We start from the raw sequence: 17,418 nt of genomic DNA on the forward strand, positions 1-17,418 counted from the left end.
TAGTTGTTATGGTTTATTGACTTGAATTGCGAAACTGCTCACGAATGATAGTGCACGTGATCGTGGTCATGACCGTGATCGTGGTCGTGGCCGCCGACGATCTGGTCGACGATCCAGTCCACCGCTTCGGTAAAGGGCACGCTGCTCTGCTGGCCACCCTCGGCCGCTTCGCGCAGCGACTTGACCGCCACCACGTCGTTCTTGACCTCGTCCTCGCCGATGATCACCGCGAATGCCGCGCCCGAGGCGTCGGCCTTCTTCATCTGGCTCTTGAAGCTGCCGGCGCCTTGTGCGGTCGCGCAGTGCAGCACCACGTCCAGGCCGGCGTCGCGGATGCGCTCGCCCAGGATGAAGGCTTTCATCTGCGCTTCCTCGCCCTGGTGCACCAGGTAGACGTCGCACTGGCTCGGCGCGGCCGGCTCGCCTTGCCCTTTCATCAGCTCGATCAGGCGCTCCATGCCCATCGCGAAACCGATGCCCGGGGTCGGCTTGCCGCCGATCATTTCGATCAGCGGGTCGTAGCGCCCGCCGGCGCAGACGGTGCCCTGCGCGCCCAGCTCGTCGGTGACCCACTCGAACACGGTGCGGTTGTAGTAATCGAGGCCGCGCACCAGGCGCGGGTTGACCGTGTACTGGACGTTGTTGGCGTCGAGGATCTTCTTCAGGCCGTTGAAGTGCGCCAGCGATTCCTCGCCCAGATAGCTCAACAGCTGCGGCGCCGCGTTGACCAGGTCCTGCATGGTCGGGTTCTTGGTGTCGAGGATGCGCAGCGGGTTGGCGTGCAGGCGGCGCTGGGCTTCGGCGTCCAGCTGGTCGAGATTGGCTTCGAAGTAGGCGATCAGGTCGGCGCGGTGGCGCTGGCGCTCTTCCGCGTTGCCGATCGAATTCAGTTCGAGGCGGATGTTGTCCAGGCCGAGGTCGTCCCACACGCGGCGGCACAGCATGATCAGTTCCGCATCGATGTCCGGGCCGGCAAAGCCGATCGCTTCGGCGCCGAACTGGAAGAACTGGCGGTAGCGGCCGCGCTGCGGGCGCTCGTGGCGGAACATCGGGCCCTTGTACCACAGGCGCTTCGGACCGTCGTAGGCCAGGTTGTGCTCGACCACGGCGCGTACCGCGCCGGCGGTGCCTTCCGGACGCAGTGTCAGCTGGTCGCCGTTCATCGAATCCTCGAACGAGTACATCTCTTTCTCGACGATGTCGGTGACGGCGCCGATCGCGCGCGCGAACAGGCCGGTTTCCTCTACGATCGGAGTGACCAGCTTCTGGTAGCCGTAGCTCTTGAGCACGGACTCGACGGTGTTCTCGAACAGTTCCCACAGCGGCGCGTCGGCCGGCAGGATGTCGTTCATGCCTTTGATGGCGACGATTTTCTCTTTTTTATCGGACATGTTTTACTTTCCAGCGCCGTCAAGCGACGCTTTCGACCTGCTTCGAATAATTCTTCTTCACATACTCCAGCACGATCTGCTGGAACTCATCCACGATGCGCTCGCCGCGCAGCGTCGCGAACTTCTGGCCGTCGACGAACACCGGCGCCGCCGGCGATTCGCCGGTGCCCGGCAACGAGATGCCGATGTTGGCGTGCTTCGATTCGCCCGGCCCGTTGACGATGCAGCCCATCACGGCCACGTTCATCGCTTCCACGCCCGGATAGGTCTTCTTCCATTCCGGCATCTGCTCGCGCAGGAAGGTCTGGATGTTGTCGGCCAGTTCCTGGAACACGGTCGAGGTGGTGCGTCCGCAGCCCGGGCAGGCGATCACCATCGGCGTGAACTTGCGCAGGCCCATGGTCTGCAGGATTTCCTGGCCGACCACGACTTCGCGGGTGCGGTCGCCGCCCGGTTCCGGCGTCAGCGAGATGCGGATGGTGTCGCCGATGCCTTCCTGCAGCAGCACCGACAGGGCCGCGGTCGAGGCGACGATGCCCTTGCTGCCCATGCCGGCCTCGGTCAGGCCCAGGTGCAGCGCGTAATCGCAGCGCTTGGCCAGCTCGCGGTAGACGGCGATCAGGTCCTGCACGCCCGACACCTTGCACGACAGGACGATCTTGTCGCGCCCCAGGCCGATTTCCTCGGCGCGCTGGGCGTTTTCGATGGCCGACGTGATCAGCGCTTCGTACATCACGGCCTGCGCCGACCACGGCTGGGCGCGCGCGGCGTTCTCGTCCATGATGCGCGCCAGCAGCGACTGGTCCAGGCTGCCCCAGTTCACGCCGATGCGCACCGGCTTGTCGTGGCGGATCGCGATCTCGATCATCTGGGCGAACTGGCTGTCGCGCTTGGCGCCCTGGCCGACGTTGCCCGGGTTGATGCGGTACTTCGACAGCGCGGCGGCGCAGTCGGGATAATCGCGCAGCAGCAGGTGGCCGTTGTAGTGGAAGTCGCCGACCAGGGGCACGTCCACGTCCATGCGGTCGAGCTGTTCGCGGATGTAGGGGACGGCAGCGGCGGCGGCCGGCGTGTCGACCGTGAGGCGCACGATTTCGGAGCCGGCGCGCGCCAGCTCCTTGATCTGGATCGCGGTGCCGATCGCGTCGGCGGTGTCGGTGTTGGTCATCGACTGCACCACGACCGGTGCGTTGCCGCCGACCCAGACCTTTTTGGCACCGTGCTGGACCAGCACGCCGCGGCTGGAACGGCGCGCCAGCGGACCCGACGGAATCGGGGAATTGGTAGTCGTCATGTTCTGGTTGGTGTCCATGCGCTTGGCCTTTATTGAAGGTTGACCCGCGACAGCGTCTTGCCCGGCACCGGCGGCAGCGCAACCGCGCTGCCGCGCAGGGTCGCGCTGACGCCGGACGGGTTGCCGACGATGACGCGCACCGGCTGCTCGACGTTCACGATTTCCGTGCTGCCGGCCTTGACCAGGCGCGAGAGCAGGGGCGCACCGCCCTTGGCCGGCGTGACTTGGATCCAGGAATCCTCGCGCACGTTCAATACCAATGCGTTGGCGCCGCTTGCGGCGGGTGCTGCAGCCGGCGTGACGGCCGGCGCTGCTGCCGGCACGGTCGCGGTGGCGGCCAGCTGGACCGGCGGCCTGGCGGCGGCGGACGGGGTCGCGGGTGCGGGCGACGGCGCGGCGGCAGCCGGCGCATTCGCGGCGCCGGCGGCCTGGGCGCCGGCGGCCGGTGCGGCGTTCGGACTCGGCACCGAGATCAGCGGGACGGCCGGGTTCTGCAGGGTTTCGACGGCGCTGCCGTTGGACGCGCTCGAAGCACCAGCGGCGCCTGCCGCGGCGTCCGGGGCCGAGGCGACGGCCGGCGCTACCGGCTGCGCCGTGTTGTCGGCGCTTTCGCTGCGATGCGGCACCAGGCCGAAATGCCAGGCCGCGGCGATCGCCACGATCGCGACCGCGCCGCCGGCGATCCAGCCGACCGGCAGGCTGGAGCGCTTGCCATGGCTCGGGAACTTGGAGGCCGAGAACGACGCCGGGCTGGCGCGGCGCGTCACGGCGGCGCTGTTGTCCGGTGTCGGCGGGGTGTCCATCGCGATCTGCGCCACCAGCGGCGCCGGATCCAGCTTCATCAGCTTGGCGTAGGCGCGCACGAAGCCGCGCGTCACGGCGGGGCTCGGCAAATGCCCGTAATCGCCGGCCTCCAGCGCCACCACCTGGCGCACCGCCAGTTTCAACTGATCGGCCACCTGCTCCACCGACCAGCCCATCGCTTCGCGCTGGGCGGCAAGGGTCTTGCCCGGGATGTCGCTCGGATTGTCGGGCGCCGCCGGCTGTTCTGCACGCTCGGAACTCATTGTCGTCTCACTCATTAAAGGCACCGCGCTCGAACGCTGCGTACTCCGGCGAACCGGGGAAGCGTTTGCGCAGCTGGGCCGCCAGCGACGCTTCCATGTCCCGGTTGCCGAGGTTGTGCTCGACGCGCAGGGCCAGCCACAGCGTGTCGGCCGGCAGCGCGTCGAGTTTCGCTGCCTCGGTCAGGCGGCTGATGAAAAACCCGGCGCGCTGGTAGTCGCGCCGCTCGAAATAAACGCGCGCCAGGCCAATGCTCACGGCCGGCAGCGCAGGTTCGTAACGCAGCGCATCGAGCAGGTAGCGCTCGGCGGCGTCGATATTCTTCATCTTCAGGCTGCAATTGCCGGCGTTGACCATGGCCTTGGCCGGCGACGCGTAGTGCGGATCCTTCAGCGCGGTCTCGAAGTAGCCCATCGCCTCGCGCGGCTTGCCGCCGGCGTCGCACAGGAACAGCCCGTAGTTGTTGGACAAGTCCGGATTGCGCGGCGCGAGGCGCAGCGCGTGCCGGTAGTTGTCGTCGGCGAGAAGCGTCTCGCCCATCGCCGTGTAGATCAGGGCGCGCACGCCGTAGGCCTGGGCCGAGTCGGGATCGGCCGCGATCGCCTTCTTGACCTCGTCGAGCGCGACGTCGTACTTGCCGGCCTGGTAGTAGTCGACCGCCAGCAGCAGGCGGATCTGCGAGCGCTTTTCGGCGGCGGTCTGGTCGGACGCGGTCTTGAGTTCCTGGGCGGAGCCGGCCATGCCGCCGCCGCTGCCGGCGCAGGCCGACAGGGAAGCGATCACGGCAGATTGCATGATCACCAGCGTCATCACGCGGACACGGCGTCCGGCCAGGGCGCGCATCAGGAGCTGATCTCCACGATCTTGCCGAAGTTGGGGCCGAACTTCTGCTGGTATTCGGCCATCTTGCTCATCCGTTCGTTGACGCGGGTGCGGTCCTTGACTTCGCCGGCCAGCTGGCCGCAGGCGGCGTCGATGTCGTCGCCGCGCGTCTTGCGCACGGTGGTGACCAGGCCGGCATCCATCAGGATCTGGGCGAACGCCTTGATGCGCGGGTTCTTGGAGCGGACCAGGCCCGACTCTGGGAAAGGGTTGAACGGAATCAGGTTGAACTTGCACGAGACGCCCACCACCGGGTCGTTGACCAGGGCGATCAGCTCGCGCGCGTGCTGGTCGGTGTCGTTGACGCCGTCGAGCATGCAGTATTCGAAAGTGATGAAGTCGCGCGGCGCGAATTCCAGGTAGCGCTTGCAGGCGGCCATCAGTTCGCGCAGCGGGTACTTCTTGTTGAGCGGCACCAGCATGTCGCGCAGCGGGTCGTTCGAGCCGTGCAGCGACACGGCCAGGGCCACCGGGCATTCCTGGCTCAGCTTGTCCATGTTCGGCACCACGCCCGAGGTCGAGACGGTCACGCGGCGGCGCGACAGGCCGTAGGCGTTATCGTCGAGCATCAGCTTGAGCGCGGTGACGGTCGGATCGAAGTTCAGCAGCGGCTCGCCCATGCCCATCATGACCACGTTGGTGATCTGGCGCTCGCCCTTCGGGCCCGGCTCGATGCCCTTGGTGCGGCGCAGTTCGAACTCGGCCATCCACAGCTGGCCGATGATCTCGGCCACGGTCAGGTTGCGGTTGAAGCCCTGCTTGCCGGTCGAGCAGAAGCGGCAGTTGACGGCGCAGCCGGCCTGGGTGCTGATGCACAGCGTGCCGCGCGTCTCTTCCGGGATGAACACGGTCTCGACCGCGTTGCCGTTGCCGACGTCGACCAGCCATTTGCGCGTGCCGTCCGAGGACGTGTGGTCGCTGATGATGGCCGGCGCGGTGACGGTGGCGCGGGTTTTCAGTTTTTCGCGCAGCGACTTGGCCAGGTCGGTCATGTCGTCGAAGTCCGCCACGCCGAACTGGTGGATCCAGCGCTGCAGCTGTTTGGCGCGGAACGGCTTCTCCCCCAACTCGGCGCAGTAAGCGACGAGCTGCGCGGGATCGAAGTCCAGCAAGTTGGTGAGAGTTGCCATGATTGAATCCTGTGTCTTCAAATAAGTCCCGCCCGCCGGGGCCTGCCGGACGAGGCAGGCGGGCACGAGCGAGCGGGGATACTGCGATGTTAAGTCAGCCTTGGCCGACCTACCAAAAAAAATTAACGCGAGTAGACGTTCAGCGCCGGGAAGTAGTAGGCGATTTCCACAGCAGCGGTCTCGGCAGCGTCCGAACCGTGCACGGCGTTGGCGTCGATCGAGTCGGCGAAGTCGGCGCGGATGGTGCCCTTGTCGGCCTTCTTCGGGTCGGTGGCGCCCATCAGTTCGCGGTTCTTGGCAATCGCGCCTTCGCCTTCCAGCACCTGGATCATGACCGGACCCGAGATCATGAAGTTGACCAGGTCCTTGAAGAACGGACGTGCCGAGTGCACAGCGTAGAAGCCTTCGGCTTCGGCTTGCGACAGCTGGGCCATGCGCGCAGCGACGATCTTCAGGCCAGCGCCTTCGAAACGGCTATAGATTTGACCGATGACGTTTTTTGCGACTGCGTCAGGTTTGATGATCGACAGGGTGCGTTCGATTGCCATGTAAAAACTCCAATGAAAAGAAAGGTTTAAATCGAGATTTGGGAACTCAATCAACCTTCTATTTTATCATACATCGGCGCCCTGGCCGATATTGCGAAGCTCGACCCAGGGCCCAGGCGGCGCTCGCTTAGACAAAGCTTAAGATTTTTCGGAACCGGGCTTTTATGCGTGCGTAACAGCCCAATATCGGTCATCATCTGTAGTGACAAGTTCATTTTTTCAACCGGAGGCATTCATGATTCCTAGCATCCAACGTCCTTACGACGCGTCGGCCGTCCGCAGCTCGCGGCACCGCGTCCTGCGCAACACCTATTGGCTGCTGGCCCTGTCGATGATCCCGACCGTGCTCGGCGCCGTCGTCGGCGTGCAATTCGCCCTCCCCGTCCTGCGCGGCGGCATCGGCCTGGTGCTGTTCCTGGCGATCGCATTCGGCTTCATGTTCGCGATCGAAAAGACCAAGAACTCGGCCGCCGGCGTGCCGGTGCTGCTCGGCTTCACCTTCTTCATGGGCCTGATGCTCACGCCCGTGCTGCGCCTGACCCTCGGCTACGCCAACGGCCCGGCCCTGATCATGGGCGCCTTCGGGGGCACCGCCGTCGTGTTCGCAGCGATGGCGACCATCGCCACCGTCTCCAAGCGCGATTTCTCGGGCATGGGCAGCTGGCTGTTCGCGGGCACCATCGTGCTCCTGCTGGCATCGGTCGTCAACATCTGGCTGGCGTTGCCGGCGCTGTACCTGGCCACGCTGGTGCTGTGCGTGGGCATCTTCACGGCCTGGCTGCTGTTCGACGTGCAGCGCATCGTCAACGGCGGCGAGACCAACTACATCACGGCCACGCTGTCGGTCTACCTCGACGTCTACAATATCTTCACGGCCCTGCTGCAACTGCTGGGCATCGGCTTCGGCCAGCGCGACTGAGCGTCACCCGCGCCGCCTCGAACACCCCGGCCCCGCCGGGGTTTTTTTTCGCCGGTGTCCGCTATCGTGCGCCGCCGGCCGGCGCGGCGTTGTACAGTTGTCATCATCGTTTGTCATCAAAGCATTTCATTGCGGATTGTTGCACGGCCCTGCGAACCCAAGTTTCCCAGGCGCCAACTTTCGTGCGCGCCCGGCAAATGAAAATTTTCTTGACGATGCCGCCGGCTTATCCATTTGCGCATAAAATGAAGGCTTTCGGAACTCGAGAGCGATCGCCATGCAGGCTGCAGTGCACGACGTGCAACTCCTCGCTAGCGCCGGCGCCGTGCGCGCGGGCTACCACGTCCATGACTGGTCGGGCTCCTCCGTCGGCCCACCCGAAGCCTGGCCGGCGGCGCTTCGCCATGCAGCCAGCCTGATCCTCGAATCCGAATTCCCCATGTACCTGGCCTGGGGACCGCAGCTCACTTTCCTCTACAACGCCGCATTCGCCCCGCTGCTCGACGGCCGCGCCCCGAGCGCGCTCGGCATGCCGCTGGCCGAGGTCTGGCCCGCGCTGTGGGCCGGCATGAAGCCGCTGGTCGAACGCGCCATGTCCGGCCACGCGATCTACGGCGAAGACGTACCGAGCCCGGTCTACCGCCACGGCAAGACCTCCCCCGGCTGGTTCACGCTGGCCTACTCGCCGGTGCGCGACGACGACGGCGCGGTGCGCGGCGTACTGTGCGTGACCAGCGAAACCACGCCGCGCGTGCAGCTCGAGCGGCGCCACGCGGTGCAGCTGCAGGTGGTCGACAGCCTGCGCCGCCTGCACCACCCGTCCGACATCATCGAATGCGCCTGCACGGTGCTCGGCAAGCACCTCGAGCTCGAGCACGCCTGCTACGTCGAGACCGACGAGCCCGAAGCCGGCTTCACGGTCAAGTACGACTGGGCGCGCGACCAGCGCGTCACCCCGCTGGCCGGCAAGGTCGCGCGCCTGGACGACTTCGGTCCGCAGGCGCTGGCCCTGCTGCGCACCGGCACCCCGCTGGCGGTGCAGGACGTGATGCTCGACCCGCGCCTGCCCAAGCGCGGCGAACGCTATGCGGCGGCCGGCGCACGCGCGATCCTGGTGGTACCGCGCGTGCGCCGCGGCCAGCTGCAGGCGGCGCTGGTCGGCTATGCGCGCCTGCCGCGCGACTGGGACGAGGAAAGCCAGCGCCTGGCGGCCGACATCGCCGAGCGCAGCTGGGAAGCGCTCGACCGGGTGCGCGCCGAGCAGGCGCTGCGCGACGCAGTGGCGCGCCAGACCACGCTGCTCGACATGAACGAATTCCGTCTCGAGCTGGCCGACCTGCTGCGCCGCCTGGACGAGCCGGGCCAGATCTTCCTGCAGACCGGCGCCATGCTGGGCCGCTTCCTGCAGGCCAGCCGCGTGCTGTACGGCGACTACGACGCCGACAAGCACATCGTCACCTTCCACTCGAACTACACGGACGGCATGACGTCCGAGCTGACCGGCACCTTCCCGACCGCGCTGTTCGGCAGCGCCAACTTCGCCGCGCTGGCGCAGGGTACGCTGGTGGTCAACGACATGCAGCAGGATGCGCGCACCGGCGGTCCGGACACCTGGCCCAATTACGCGGCGCTGCAGATCCGCTCGTCGGTGGTGGTGCCGCTGAACCGCAACGGCGCCCTGACCTCCTGCCTGTTCATCAACGACAACCTGCCGCGCATCTGGAACCCGGACATCGTGCGCCTGATCGAGGACGTCGCCGAGCGTGTCTGGACCGCGGTCGAGCGCGTGCGCGCCGAGGACGCGCTGCGCCTGGCCGACCGCCGCAAGGACGAGTTCCTGGCGATGCTGGCGCACGAGCTGCGCAATCCCCTGGCGCCGATTTCCGCCGCGGCCCAGCTGCTCAACATGGGCGTGCCGGACGGCGCGCGGGTGGCGCGCACCAGCGCCATCATCGCGCGCCAGGTGACCCATATGACCGGGCTGATCGACGACCTGCTGGACGTCTCGCGCGTCACGCGCGGGCTGGTGGTGCTGGCGCGCGACGAAGTCGACCTGCGCCGCATCATCAACGACGCCGTCGAGCAGGTGCGCCCGCTGATCGAAGCGCGTCGCCACCAGCTGACGGTTCACCTGTCGGCCGCGCCGATGTTCGTCCAGGGCGACACCAAGCGACTGGTGCAGGTCGTGGCCAACCTGCTCAACAACGCCGCCAAGTACACGCCGGAAGGCGGCCGGCTGGCGGTCTGGCTGGGCGCCACCGCGGAGCAGGTGCTGATCAGCGTCTCCGACAGCGGGATCGGCATCGCCGCCGACCTGCTGCCGACCGTGTTCGACCTGTTCTCGCAGGCCGAGCGCACGCCCGACCGCGCGCAGGGCGGCCTCGGCCTGGGCCTGGCGCTGGTCAAGAGCCTGGTCGAGCTGCACGGCGGCATGGTGACCGCGGCCAGCGAAGGGCGCAACATGGGCAGCGAATTCACGGTGCGCCTGCCGCGCCTGCAGGCTCACACGCACGTGCAGGCGCCCGCAGCGCCCGGCAACGGCGCGGCGCCGAGCCAGGCGCGCGGATTGAACCTGATGCTGGTGGACGACAACGTCGATGCGGCGCAGACCCTGGGCCTGCTGCTCGAATCCGGCGGGCATACGGTGACGGTGACGCACAACCCCTTCGACGCGCTGGCACGCGCCGGGCAGCAGGCGTTCGACGTCTATCTGCTCGACATCGGCCTGCCGGGCATGAACGGTTACGAACTGGCGCGCCGCCTGCGCAAGCTGCCGGGCGGCGACAAGGCGACACTGGTCGCGATCACCGGCTATGGCCAGCAATCGGACCAGGCGCATGCGATGGACGCCGGCTTCGACCGCTACTTCGTCAAGCCGGTCGAGCCGGCGAGCCTGTTCGAGCTGCTGGCGCGGGTGGCGGAGCGGTAATAACTGAGCAGCAATTACTACTCAGTAATTACGCTTCCGGCTGGGAATCGGACTGGACTGCGGCCTGGGTCTGCGGCGTGGCGAACTCGCGCGGTACGAAATCCTCGAGCAGGTCGAACACGCCGATCGATTCCACGTGCGAGGTGTGGGGGAACATGTTGGCGATGCCGGCCTTGCTCATCTTGTAGCCGGCCCGGTGGGTCAGGATGCCGGCGTCGCGCGCCAGCGTCGACGGGCTGCACGACACGTAGACGATGCGCTTGGGCAGCAGTTCCGGATGGCTCAGGCGCAGCTCGGCCAGCGCCACGGCCAGCGCGACGGCGCCGTCGCGCGGCGGGTCGACCAGCAGGCGGTCGAACTTGCCAAGCTGGATCAGGTCGTCCTTCGTCACCTCGAACAGGTTGCGCGTGTAGAACGTGGTCTTGCCGTCCAGGCCGTTGGCGCGGGCGTTTTCCAGCGCGCGCGTGGTGAGTGCGGTGCTGCCTTCGATGCCCACGACCTCGCGCGCCTGCGTCGCCAGCGGCAGCGTGAAGTTGCCCAGGCCGCAGAACAGGTCGGCCACGCGATCGGTTTTCTCGACCTCGAGCAGGCGCAGCGCCTTGGCCACCAGCAGGCGGTTGATCTGGTGGTTGACCTGGGTAAAATCGGTCGGCTTGAACGGCATCCTGATGCCGAACTCGGGCAGCGTGTAGTACAGCTCTTTGCGTTTCGGATAGTACGGGTAAGCGCTGTCCGGGCCTTTCGGCTGCAGCCACCATTCGACGTTCCACTGGTCGGCAAACGCCTTGACCAGCGTCTCGTCGGCCGCGCTCAGCGGGGCCATGATGCGCAGCACCAGCACGGTGCTCTCTTCGCCCACCGCCAGCTCGATCTGCGGCATCTGCTGGTAGATCGACAGGCTGGCGACCAGTTCGCGCAGCGGCACCAGCATCTTGGCCACGTGCGGCGGCACGATGTAGCAGTTGGTCATGTCGGCCACGTAGCTGGAATGGCGCTCGTGGAAGCCGACCAGCATGCCGCCCTTCTTGGCCACGTGGCGCACCGACAGGCGCGCGCGGTAGCGGTAGCCCCAGGTCGGGCCGTACATCGGGCGCATGATGTTTTCGGCGCGGGTCTTGCCGATGTGCCAGAGATTATCTTCCAGCACGCGCTGCTTCATCGCCACCTGGGCCGACGGTTCGAGGTGCTGCATCGAGCAGCCGCCGCAGTGCCAGAAGTGTTCGCACTTCGGCTCGACGCGCATGCTGGACGCCTTTTGCAGCGTGACCATGCGGCCAGATTCCCAGTTCTTTTTCTTGCGCAGGGTTTCGAAGCTGACGCGTTCGCCCGGCAGTGCGCCTTCGACGAAGATCACTTTACCAGGGCTGCCGTCCTCGTTCTCGAGGTGGCCGACGCCGCGCGCGTCCATGTCGAGGGATTTGATGTTGATGAAGGTCTCTTGCATAGCCCGCGATCATAGCAAGGAATCGCGCACGACGCCACGGGCGGCCATGGCCCGCTTCAGCTTGACCAGGGCTTCCTGCTGGATCTGGCGCACGCGCTCTCGCGTCACCCCCATCTCCTCGGCCAGGGTTTCCAGCGTGGCCGGGTCGTCGTTGTCCAGGCCGAAGCGGCGCATGACGACCACGCGCTGTTTGTCCGGCAGCTTTTGCAGCCAGTCGCGCACCAGCACGCTCAGCTCGTGCTGCTCGGCATGCGCGTCCGGGCTGACGTCGCCGTCGTCGGGCAGCATGTCCATCAGGCTGGTCTGGGGATCGTTGTCGAGCGGCGCGTCGAGCGAGGTGGCGTGCTCGGACAGCGCCAGGATGTCCTGCACTTCCTCGACCGGGCGCCCGACCAGGCTGGCGATGTCCTCGGCGCTGGCTTCCTTGCCGTCGTGGTGCTGGGCTTCGAGGTGGTATTTGGCGCGCAGCACCCCGTTCAACTCGCGCACCATGTGCACCGGCAGGCGCACGGTGCGCGCCTGGTTCATGATCGCCCGTTCGATGCTCTGGCGGATCCACCAGGTCGCATAGGTCGAAAAGCGGAAACCGCGCTCCGGCTCGAACTTGTCGATCGCGCGCATCAGGCCGATGTTGCCTTCCTCGATCAGGTCGAGCAGCACCACGCCGCGGTTGATGTAATGTTTTGCAATGGAGACCACGAGCCGCAGATTGTGCTCGATCATCTTCTGGCGCGCGGAAAAATCGCCGGCCTTGGCCCGCGTCGCGTAATGCACTTCCTGCTCGGCCGACAGCAGCGGCTTGGCGCCGATGCGGTTCAGGTAGTGCTGGGTGGCGTCGGTCGAGAGTTCGGCCTGCAGTACGCTCTTGAGCTCTTCGACGCCCTCGGCAGGGGCGCCGTCGGGCAGTTCGGCCCGCTCGTCGCCGCCCTCGCCCGGCTCACCGCCGTCCAGCGCATCGTCAGGTTCATCCTGAGCTTCGTTGTCCAGCGGATCGGGCGGCAGCGTCATCGGGTTTCTCTAACGGCTGGGCAGGAACTTCGACGGATCGACCGGCTTGCCCTGCTGGCGTATTTCGAAATGCAGTTTGACCGTATCGGCATCGGAATCGCCCATTTCCGCAATCGCCTGGCCCTTGGTGACGGTCTGTCCTTCCTTGACCAGGATCGTGCGGTTGTGCGCGTATGCCGACAACAGGTTGTTGCTGTGCTTGACGATCACGAGATTACCATAACCACGGATGCCGCTACCGGCGTACATCACTTTCCCCGATCCGGCCGCCATCACCTGCTGGCCCATCTTGCCGGCGATGTCGATGCCCTTGTTCTTGCCTTCGTCGAAGGTGGCGACGATGCGACCGTCGGACGGCCACATCCAGCTCAGCTTCTCGTCGTCGCTGGCGGTGACTGCGCTGCCGACCGGCAGTGCGCCCGGCGGGGCCGCCTTGATGACGTCCACCGCTTTCGGATTCTCGCCCTTTTCCAGTTCGGCCAGGTTCGATTCGTTGTACGGCTTCTTGTCGCCGCGCGGGGCCGATTTGCGCGCCGGCGCGGCCGGCTTGTCGGCGCCCGGCATGCTGATCGGCGAGGTGACCACGGCGGCGCTGCCGGCGGCGTTGGCCGCATTGGCCACATTGCCATTGGCGGCGCCACGCTCGAGCGGCGCCACGCGCAGCACCTGGCCGACCTTGATGTCGTTCGGGTCGGACAGGTTGTTCCAGGCGATCAGGTCGCGGTAGTTCTGGCCATGGTCGAGGGCGATGCGCAGCAAGGTGTCGCCGCGGCGCACGGTGTAGGTGCCGCGCGCGTCGGGCTTGAGGTCGTCGGCAGCCGGGGTGCTTGGGGTGACCGGGCGGAAACGGGGCGCCGAAGCGGTGGGACGGTCGACGATGGGCGCCTGTCGGGTCTCGGTACTGCAGGCGGACAAGAGTCCGAGACAAAGGGTCAGCAGGGCTAGGCGGGGTGTTGGTTTCATTCTCTCTTATTTATTACGACAACTTGGCACCATCAAACGGTGCCTGGCCGCAGCGGTACGAAATGGCAGCTTTCCAGCGTTTCGCTGGTCCATTCCGAAGTGCCGGTGCGAATAATGCGCTGCAGGTGCTGGACCTGGGCGCCGACGGGCGCCACCAAACGGGCGCCAATGGCCATCTGCTCGAGCAGTGCGCGTGGCACCTCGAGCCCGGCCGCCGCAAGGATGATGCCGTCGAAGGGCGCGACTTGCGATAGGCCAAGCATACCATCTCCGTACTGCAAGCGCAGATTGGCGATGCGCAAGGGGCGCAAATTGGACTTGGCGAGCTCATGCAAAGGCTTGATGCGCTCGATCGAATACACCTCTTGCGCCACGCAGGACAGCACCGCCGCCTGGTAGCCGCAGCCGGTGCCGATCTCGAGCACGCGGCGCAGCGGGCCCCTGCCCTTGAGCAGTTCGATCATGCGGCCCACGATGTAGGGCTGGGAAATCGTCTGGTTGTGGCCGATCGGCAGCGACACGTCGGTGTACGCCTGGGCATACATCGCCTGCTCGATGAACAGGTGGCGCGGCACGGTCTCGAGCGCGGCCAGCACCTGGCCATCCTTGACGCCCTGGCGGGCGACGCGCGCAGCCATGGCGCGGCGCGGCGCTTCGGTGGCCATCTGGTCCGAGCGCGCCAGCGTCTGCTGCGGCTGCGGCTGGGCCGGCGCCTTGCCGGGACCGCCCGGCGCGGCGCCGACGTAGGCCGGACCGCGCGGCGCCGGCGGCTGGCTGTTGGAGCGCGCGTTCTGGGTCGCCGTCTGCGGCGTGGCGACCGGCGCCGGCGCAGCGGGCTTGCGGCCGGCCGGGCCCGTCACCGACGACAGCGGCAGGGGGAAAGTGCTGCGCTTTTCGCTCATTCCAGGCTGCTCCGAAGGGAGGACAATTGCTCGCGATGCGTCAGGTCGACCTGCAGCGGCGTGATCGACACCTCGCCGCGGGCGCTGGCGTGGAAATCGGTGCCCTCGCCGGCATCGCGGCAGGCGCCGGGCGCGCCGATCCAGAAGATCTCGCGCCCGCGCGGATCGTGGCCGCGCACCACCGGCTCGGACTGGTGGCGGCGTCCCAGGCGGGTCGGGGTCAACGGCCCCATCTGCTCGTAAGGCAGGTTCGGAATGTTGACGTTCAATAAAAACGGCGCGTCAAGCGCATCGAAACGGCGCAGCACGATGTCGCGCGCGACACGGGCCGCCGATTCGATTTCGGCCCAGCCGCCGTGCACTTGCGAAAAAGCGATCGCCGGAATGCCGAACAGGAAAGCCTCGGTCGCGGCCGCCACGGTGCCGGAATACAGCGTGTCGTCACCCATGTTCTGGCCATTGTTGATGCCGGAAACGACCAGGTCCGGCAAGGTGTCGAGCATGCCGGTCAGGGCAATGTGTACGCAATCGGTCGGCGTCCCGTTGACAAAATAGAAACCATTCGCCGCCTTCGACACCGAGAGCGGCCGGTCCAGCGACAGCGAATTGGAAGCGCCCGAACGATTGCCTTCGGGCGCGACGACCGTGATGTCAGCGACCGCCGCTAGCGCTTCGGCCAGGGCATTGATGCCGGGGGCGAGGTAGCCGTCGTCGTTACTGATAAGGATACGCATGCGTGCGATTTTACCTGAAGCAACGGCCAGTGCCACCAACCCGCCTGCACATTTATTGCTCACCAGTGCCAGTCAGACAAGCCGCCACTTGTCGCGCCGGCGCGGGCTGGACGCCCACGGACCGTCGGCCGAGGCCGGCCGCCCGCTCAGGTTGCCGTCGGGAAGACGCGGCGGCGCGGGCGTGACTGCGACGGACGGCCGTCGCGGCCGCGCCACACTCGGGCCCGGCGTCAGCGCAGCGCGCACGCATGCACGCAGTATGCGCTGCTGCGCTAGAGCCGCGACACCCGGTCGTCCCGGCCATCGCCGGCCGGCTCGCCGTGGCGCCGCAGCGGCTCCATCGCGTGCAGCCCGGCCTCGATCGCGATCAGGTGCTGTTCGATGCGGCGCGCGGCTTCGAGCTCGCCCTGCTGGCCGAGATAGGCCTGGCCGAGCCGGGCCAGCTCGCGCACCAGCCCCGGCGCATGCGGGTCGCCCGCGCGCGCGCGCAAGGCCTCGACCGCCTCGACCAGGCGCACCTCGGCCAGCGGACGCCAGGGGAAATGGCCCTGCTCCACCCATTCGAGAAGCGCCTCGATGCTGCGCACCGGGCCCAGCCGCTCGCGCTCGCCGGGATGGACGCGCCCGAGCGGCGGCGCCATGCCGACCAGGCCGACCTGGGGCAGCATCACCTCGTCGAGGTAGCTGTCGAGCGACACGCTGCACAGGCCATAGCATTCGCACAGCAGTTTTTCGAGCTGCGGCTGGTAGCCCGCATGGCCGCGCTGCGCATCGCCGAAGCGCCAGCGCAGCCGGGCGTCGGTGCAGGCGTCGACCGGCGCCGGCACCGGATAGACCAGCAGCGGACGCTGCTCGTCCTCGTGGCTGCAACGGTACTCGAGCGCGCGCGCGACCACGCCCTGCAAGCCCTCCAGGCTGCGCGGGTCGGGCGTGAACAGTCCGACCATCTTGTCAGGTAGCAATGCGGTGCAGATGCTGGTGGCGGCGGAGCGGCCGGCGCGGCAATCGATCAGCACGTGGCCGAAGCGCCGCGTCAGGTGCGAGGCGAAGGTGCGGAACAGCGCCGGGCAGGCGCAGAACAGCGCGTCCCAGTCGAGCCGCCCGGCGCGCTCGCCGTAGCTGTCGTCGAGGCGTCCGGCGCGCATCAGGAACAAGGGCCGGCTGTCGTCGATGCGCTCGATGTAGGCGTCCCAGTCGAGCCCGTCCAGGACACGGGCGGCCAGCGCCTCGGCGTCCTCGGCTTGCGGGCGGCTGCTGTCGCGCAGGCGGTCGCGGCAGGCTTCGAACAGCTCCAGCACGCCGGCGCGCGCGCGCCCCTCGTGCGTGCGCGGGAAGTGCTGGTGCAGGCCCGGCGCTTCGAGATCCCAGTCGATCATCAGCACGGGCGTCCTGGCGTCGCGTCCGGCCAGCAGGGCGGCGGCGATCGCCACGGCCAGGCTGCGCGGTCCCGCGCCGTCGAACGAATAGAACGTCGTCACCTGGCCGACCTGCGGCGCCGGCCCAGCGGTGATGCGGTTGGTGTCCATAAGGCTCCTCATTTTTTGGGGAAGATCGGATTCGGTAACTCGCGCCACGCCGGTGGGACATCGGGCAGGATGAATTGGTTGCAATCATGGTCCGGCGGCATGGTTTTCTTCTGGAGCTGGTAGTGCGTGACGATGCGCCTGACCATGCGGTCGATATCGGGCAGGAAGTCGGGGTTCGACTTGAGGTCGGCGGTGGCCATCGTGAAGCGCGAGAAATCGACGTAGAACGTGGATTCGATGATCTGCGGCGGCAGCCGGTCGGGGTGATGGGTCATGATGACCGGGATGATCAGGTGGCTGGGCAAGGCGTACCACTTGCTGCGCTCGGCCTCGATCGCGCGCATGGCCGCGTATTCGCGCCGCGTGTAGGCGTGCGCTTCGTATTTCGGGGTGTAGATCAGGATCATGCAGACGCTCTCGCACATCGCGCGCGCGATCTTGCGGTCGAGGTCGTCGCCACCGCCGAGCTGGTCGGTATCGACGAACAGCTCGTTCTCGTCGTCGAAATACGGTTCGAGATAGCAGCGCAGCGCATCCGCCAGCGTCGCCTTGAATCGCTGCATGAGCTCATGCCGGCCATGGGCATAGCTGAAGAAGCAGCCGTAACGAATCGCCATCGATCCTCCTTGTTTTCCGGCCACTGAGCACCAGCAGCCAAGACCTCAAGACTTTAGCAATTCATT

At 66.9% G+C, this 17,418-nt stretch carries 15 protein-coding genes; 2 read left to right on the plus strand and 13 right to left on the minus strand.

Annotation, left to right across the window (positions count from 1 at the left end; genetic code table 11):
- Positions 1–38 precede the first annotated feature (38 nt).
- The 6 genes from hisS to ndk form a co-directional block, all read right to left on the minus strand.
- Positions 39–1,391: a histidine--tRNA ligase gene (gene hisS, locus FA90_RS11490; RefSeq protein ID WP_036168826.1), complete on the minus strand. Its 1,353-nt coding sequence runs from the start codon at positions 1,389–1,391 to the stop codon at positions 39–41.
- A gap of 19 nt (positions 1,392–1,410) precedes the next feature.
- Positions 1,411–2,703: a flavodoxin-dependent (E)-4-hydroxy-3-methylbut-2-enyl-diphosphate synthase gene (gene ispG / locus FA90_RS11495; protein ID WP_373994607.1), complete on the minus strand. Its 1,293-nt coding sequence runs from the start codon at positions 2,701–2,703 to the stop codon at positions 1,411–1,413.
- Between the two features lie 11 nt (positions 2,704–2,714).
- Positions 2,715–3,767, minus strand: coding sequence for a helix-turn-helix domain-containing protein (locus tag FA90_RS11500; RefSeq protein WP_239700686.1), 1,053 nt, complete (start codon positions 3,765–3,767; stop codon positions 2,715–2,717).
- Positions 3,760–4,593, minus strand: a complete 834-nt coding sequence (gene pilW / locus FA90_RS11505; protein WP_036168829.1) for a type IV pilus biogenesis/stability protein PilW — start codon at positions 4,591–4,593, stop codon at positions 3,760–3,762. The genes FA90_RS11500 and pilW overlap by 8 nt, the downstream gene beginning before the upstream one ends.
- Positions 4,593–5,765: a 23S rRNA (adenine(2503)-C(2))-methyltransferase RlmN gene (gene rlmN / locus FA90_RS11510; RefSeq protein ID WP_156116876.1), complete on the minus strand. Its 1,173-nt coding sequence runs from the start codon at positions 5,763–5,765 to the stop codon at positions 4,593–4,595. Before rlmN ends, pilW begins: the two co-directional genes overlap by 1 nt.
- A gap of 119 nt (positions 5,766–5,884) precedes the next feature.
- Positions 5,885–6,310, minus strand: a complete 426-nt coding sequence (gene ndk, locus FA90_RS11515) for a nucleoside-diphosphate kinase (protein ID WP_036168833.1) — start codon at positions 6,308–6,310, stop codon at positions 5,885–5,887.
- Positions 6,311–6,545: 235 nt separating this feature from the next.
- Here ndk and FA90_RS11520 point away from each other — a divergent pair, with 235 nt between their 5' ends.
- Positions 6,546–7,229: a Bax inhibitor-1/YccA family protein gene (locus FA90_RS11520; RefSeq protein WP_036168835.1), complete on the plus strand. Its 684-nt coding sequence runs from the start codon at positions 6,546–6,548 to the stop codon at positions 7,227–7,229.
- Positions 7,230–7,527: 298 nt separating this feature from the next.
- A complete protein-coding gene (locus tag FA90_RS25000; RefSeq protein ID WP_197065288.1) occupies positions 7,528–10,158 on the plus strand; it encodes an ATP-binding protein in 2,631 nt (876 codons plus the stop codon).
- Positions 10,159–10,186: 28 nt separating this feature from the next.
- Here FA90_RS25000 and rlmD read toward each other — a convergent pair whose 3' ends face one another.
- The 7 genes from rlmD to FA90_RS11560 form a co-directional block, all read right to left on the minus strand.
- Complete coding sequence (rlmD, locus tag FA90_RS11530) at positions 10,187–11,602, minus strand: 23S rRNA (uracil(1939)-C(5))-methyltransferase RlmD (RefSeq protein WP_081933798.1); 1,416 nt, start codon at positions 11,600–11,602, stop codon at positions 10,187–10,189.
- 9 nt (positions 11,603–11,611) lie between these two features.
- Entirely contained in the window at positions 11,612–12,610 is a 999-nt protein-coding gene (rpoS, locus tag FA90_RS11535) for an RNA polymerase sigma factor RpoS (RefSeq protein WP_051971720.1), read from the minus strand.
- Positions 12,611–12,619: 9 nt separating this feature from the next.
- Complete coding sequence (locus tag FA90_RS11540; protein WP_036168837.1) at positions 12,620–13,573, minus strand: peptidoglycan DD-metalloendopeptidase family protein; 954 nt, start codon at positions 13,571–13,573, stop codon at positions 12,620–12,622.
- Positions 13,574–13,605: 32 nt separating this feature from the next.
- Complete coding sequence (locus tag FA90_RS11545) at positions 13,606–14,475, minus strand: protein-L-isoaspartate(D-aspartate) O-methyltransferase (RefSeq protein ID WP_036168839.1); 870 nt, start codon at positions 14,473–14,475, stop codon at positions 13,606–13,608.
- Positions 14,472–15,209: a 5'/3'-nucleotidase SurE gene (surE, locus tag FA90_RS11550; RefSeq protein ID WP_036168841.1), complete on the minus strand. Its 738-nt coding sequence runs from the start codon at positions 15,207–15,209 to the stop codon at positions 14,472–14,474. The genes FA90_RS11545 and surE overlap by 4 nt, the downstream gene beginning before the upstream one ends.
- 272 nt (positions 15,210–15,481) lie before the next feature.
- Entirely contained in the window at positions 15,482–16,735 is a 1,254-nt protein-coding gene (locus tag FA90_RS11555; protein ID WP_051971721.1) for a hypothetical protein, read from the minus strand.
- An 8-nt stretch (positions 16,736–16,743) separates the two neighbouring features.
- Positions 16,744–17,352, minus strand: coding sequence for a toll/interleukin-1 receptor domain-containing protein (locus FA90_RS11560; protein ID WP_036168843.1), 609 nt, complete (start codon positions 17,350–17,352; stop codon positions 16,744–16,746).
- Positions 17,353–17,418: the final 66 nt, after the last annotated feature.

The organism is Massilia sp. 9096, assembly GCF_000745265.1.
Taxonomy (GTDB): Bacteria; Pseudomonadota; Gammaproteobacteria; order Burkholderiales; family Burkholderiaceae_D; genus Telluria.